The sequence below is a fragment of the Mesorhizobium sp. M1A.F.Ca.IN.020.06.1.1 genome, from assembly GCF_004023265.1.
Classification (GTDB): domain Bacteria; phylum Pseudomonadota; class Alphaproteobacteria; order Rhizobiales; family Rhizobiaceae; genus Mesorhizobium.
Genome location: NZ_RZSR01000613.1, coordinates 1 through 3,676, shown reverse-complemented (window position 1 = coordinate 3,676; position 3,676 = coordinate 1). Strand labels below are relative to the sequence as shown.

Below are 3,676 nucleotides of genomic sequence, written 5' to 3'. Positions count from 1 at the left end.
ACATCTGGGAACGCGCGGTGGCGCTGATCAAGCGGGCGCGGCAGTGGCCGGCGCTCGAAACCGCGGGACTTGACGATGCCCGGGACGCCTTCAACCAAGCGCTGCACTTGCAGCGCAGCGCGCGCACCTTACATAGGGAGCTGAGACAGGCGCAGGCGGCGCTCGATGCAGACCCGTCGGACGAAAACTTCCGGCATCTCGTCGAGATTCAAGCGCAATTCAACGATGTACAGGCAACGGAAGCGCTGATCGAAGGGTTCGGCGTTTCGTCGGGCAGGGCTGGGCGTGCTTAGGCCCAGGTCGGCCCGAAATGAAGTGGAAATGCTCAAGGCGCGTCGATTCGACGCCTCTAAGTCGGGCAATTGATTCGCTTTTTTCATGCGAATCATGCCAGAGGCGCTTGACCTTCTGGCAGATTGGCGGAATCAGGACGATTCGAAACGTTAACCGTGCCCGGCGTCGGTGGGAAATTTTGAGCGATGTAAGGTTCTGGCGACTGGACAGGCAAAAGGCCTGCCACAGATACCAGGGTTAATCTGGACTTAATGCATGTCGCCCAAAAGTGGAACCGGTTTTGGGGCAACGACAGGCAGCAAACAAAAGAGATGATGCGGTCACTGGCCCGGTAAGAAGCGTTCTGGGGCGAGCGCATCCGGTTTGACCGGTCCGGCAGCTTACGCGGCTTCGATATTCGGCCGCTTGGAGACGACAAAGAATGGCGACAAAGGAAAAGGAAGAGGTCGAGACCGAACGTGAAGGCGCCACCGATGGCCCGCTGCTCGACCTTTCCGATGATGCTGTCAAGAAGATGATCAAGGCCGCCAAGAAGCGCGGCTATGTGACCATGGACGAACTGAACTCGGTGCTGCCCTCGGAGGAAGTGACATCCGAGCAGATCGAGGACACGATGGCCATGCTGTCCGACATGGGCATCAACGTCGTCGAGGACGACGAGCAGGGCGAGGAGGCGGAAGGCGGCGACGCGGGCGCCGACTCCGAGGAAGACGCCAACGAGCTTGCCGAGCAGACCGGCACCGCCGTTGCCACCACGACCACCAAGAAAGAGCCGACCGACCGCACCGACGACCCGGTGCGCATGTATCTGCGCGAGATGGGCTCGGTCGAGCTTCTGTCGCGCGAGGGCGAAATCGCGATCGCCAAGCGCATCGAAGCCGGCCGCGAGACGATGATCGCGGGCCTGTGCGAGAGCCCGCTCACCTTCCAGGCGATCATCATCTGGCGCGACGAGCTCAACGAATCGAAGATCCTGCTCCGCGAGATCATCGACCTCGAGGCGACCTATGCCGGCCCCGAGGCCAAGCAGGCGCCCGTTGTCGAACGCGTCGAGGAAGCGCCCAAGGCCGAAGAGAAGCCGCGCGGCCGCTCGGCGGCGCGCGAGGAAGAAGACGACATCACCAATGTCGGCGGCGACACGCGCGGGCTGGAAGAAGAGGAAGACGACGAGGACGAGGCAAGCCTGTCGCTGGCCGCGATGGAAGCGGAACTGCGCCCGCAGGTGATGGAGACGCTCGACGTCATCGCCGACACTTACAAGAAGCTTCGCAAGCTGCAGGACCAGCAGGTCGAGAACCGGCTGGCGGCTGCCGGCACGCTTTCGCCCAGCCAGGATCGCCGGCTGAAGGAGCTCAAGGAGCAACTCATCAAGGCGGTGAAGTCGCTGTCGCTCAACACCGCGCGCATCGAAGCGCTGGTCGAGCAGCTCTACGACATCAACAAGCGCCTGGTGCAGAACGAGGGCAAGCTGCTTCGGCTCGCCGAAAGCTACGGCGTGCGCCGCGAGGAGTTCCTCAAGGAGTATCAGGGCTCGGAGCTCGATCCGAACTGGACCCGCTCGATCGCGAATCTCACCTCGCGCGGCTGGAAGGAGTTCACCAAGAACGAGAAGGACGCGATCAAGGAACTGCGCGCCGAGATCCAGAACCTCGCCACCGAGACGGCGATCTCGATCTTGGAATTCCGCAGGATCGTCAACCAGGTGCAGAAGGGCGAGCGCGAGGCCGCGATCGCCAAGAAGGAAATGGTGGAAGCGAACCTTCGGCTCGTCATCTCCATCGCCAAGAAGTATACCAATCGCGGCCTGCAGTTCCTGGACCTGATCCAAGAAGGCAATATCGGCCTGATGAAGGCGGTCGACAAATTCGAGTACCGCCGCGGCTACAAGTTCTCGACCTACGCGACATGGTGGATCCGGCAGGCGATCACCCGCTCGATCGCCGATCAGGCGCGCACCATCCGCATTCCGGTGCACATGATCGAGACGATCAACAAGATCGTGCGTACCTCGCGCCAGATGCTGCATGAGATCGGCCGCGAGCCGACGCCGGAAGAGCTGGCAGAGAAGCTCGCAATGCCGCTCGAAAAAGTGCGCAAGGTGCTGAAGATCGCCAAGGAGCCGATCTCGCTCGAAACGCCGGTCGGCGACGAGGAGGATTCGCATCTCGGCGACTTCATCGAGGACAAGATGGCGATCCTGCCGATCGACGCGGCGATCCAGGCCAATCTGCGCGAGACAACCACGCGCGTGCTGGCTTCGCTCACCCCGCGCGAGGAGCGTGTTCTGCGCATGCGCTTCGGCATCGGCATGAACACCGACCACACGCTGGAAGAGGTCGGCCAGCAGTTCTCGGTCACCCGCGAGCGTATCCGTCAGATCGAGGCCAAGGCGCTGCGCAAGCTCAAGCACCCGAGCCGCTCGCGGAAGCTGAGAAGCTTCCTGGACAGCTGAGCGGAAACGCAACATACGAAAACGGGCGCCTCGGCGTCCTTTTTCATTTCCACCTATTTGTTATGCCGCCTTGCCGGGCTTGCTCAACAGGAGGATAATTTCAGGGTCGGATGCATTTGTGGGCGACAAGCCGGATGCCCGCCCCGGACGCCGGCCGCAACTGCCAGGCGTTGCGCTCCGTGGCTCCCGGTGGGAGGTGTGCCATGACAACCTACATCGTGCTTATCAACTGGACCGAATTGGGCGCCAAGAACGTGCGGGAGTCGCCGAAACGGCTCGATGCCGCCAAGAAGCTGCTCGGTGAAATGGGCGGATCGTTCAAGGCATTCTATCTGACGATGGGCGAATGCGACATGGTCGCCATTGTCGAAGCGCCGGACGATGCCGTGCTTGCCCGTTTCGCGCTGATGTTGTCGTCGGGCGGCAATGTCAGGACGCGGACGATGAAGGCGTTTCCGGAATTCGCCTACCGCGAGATCATCAGTTCGCTGGGGTAGAGCGCCGGAAACAGCCCGGCTCGATGCTGATATTGCGGTGCCGCGCTCGGTCGCCGATAGTCGCGCGATGCCTGAGCCGTTGCTGACTGTCTGGTACAACACACGCTGCCCGGTCTGCGATGCCGGCATCAACCGCCAGAAACGGCGGCTGATTGAAGCGGTCAAGTCCGGCCGCGTCGAATTCCGCGACATTAATTTCGAACCGCAAGCGCTTTCAGCCTTCGGCGCCTCGCTCGAGGATGTCCGCCGGCGGCTGCATGCGACCGATGCCGAGGGCAAGCTGCTGGTCGGTGCCGATGTGGCGATCGCCGTCTGGCGGCTCACGCCTGGCGAGGGATGGCTCGCCACCCTGTTCGGCAATTCGGTCGTGCTGCGGCTGACGCGCTTTGTCTATGATCGGTTTGCCGATCTTCTCTACGCCTGGAACCGCCGC

At 62.1% G+C, this 3,676-nt stretch carries 3 protein-coding genes and 1 pseudogene; all 4 read left to right on the top strand.

Going from position 1 to position 3,676, the window contains the following annotated elements; translation table 11 throughout:
- Positions 1–293: pseudogene (locus EOA60_RS23450) on the top strand (DNA primase); the annotation flags it as partial.
- A gap of 422 nt (positions 294–715) precedes the next feature.
- A complete protein-coding gene (gene rpoD, locus EOA60_RS23445) occupies positions 716–2,746 on the top strand; it encodes an RNA polymerase sigma factor RpoD (protein ID WP_066994612.1) in 2,031 nt (676 codons plus the stop codon).
- 203 nt (positions 2,747–2,949) lie between these two features.
- Positions 2,950–3,243 (top strand): GYD domain-containing protein, encoded by a 294-nt coding sequence (locus EOA60_RS23440; RefSeq protein WP_066994615.1) that lies wholly within the window; start codon positions 2,950–2,952, stop codon positions 3,241–3,243.
- A 67-nt stretch (positions 3,244–3,310) separates the two neighbouring features.
- A partial coding sequence (locus tag EOA60_RS23435; RefSeq protein WP_206628208.1) for a DCC1-like thiol-disulfide oxidoreductase family protein occupies positions 3,311–3,676 on the top strand: 366 nt, incomplete at its 3' end.

What these genes read in the sequence shown, in the direction of transcription:
- rpoD (WP_066994612.1), top strand. Translation starts at nt 716, where the DNA reads ATGGCGACAAAGGAAAAGGAAGAGGTCGAGACCGAACGTGAAGGCGCC.
- EOA60_RS23440 (WP_066994615.1), top strand. Translation starts at nt 2,950, where the DNA reads ATGACAACCTACATCGTGCTTATCAACTGGACCGAATTGGGCGCCAAG.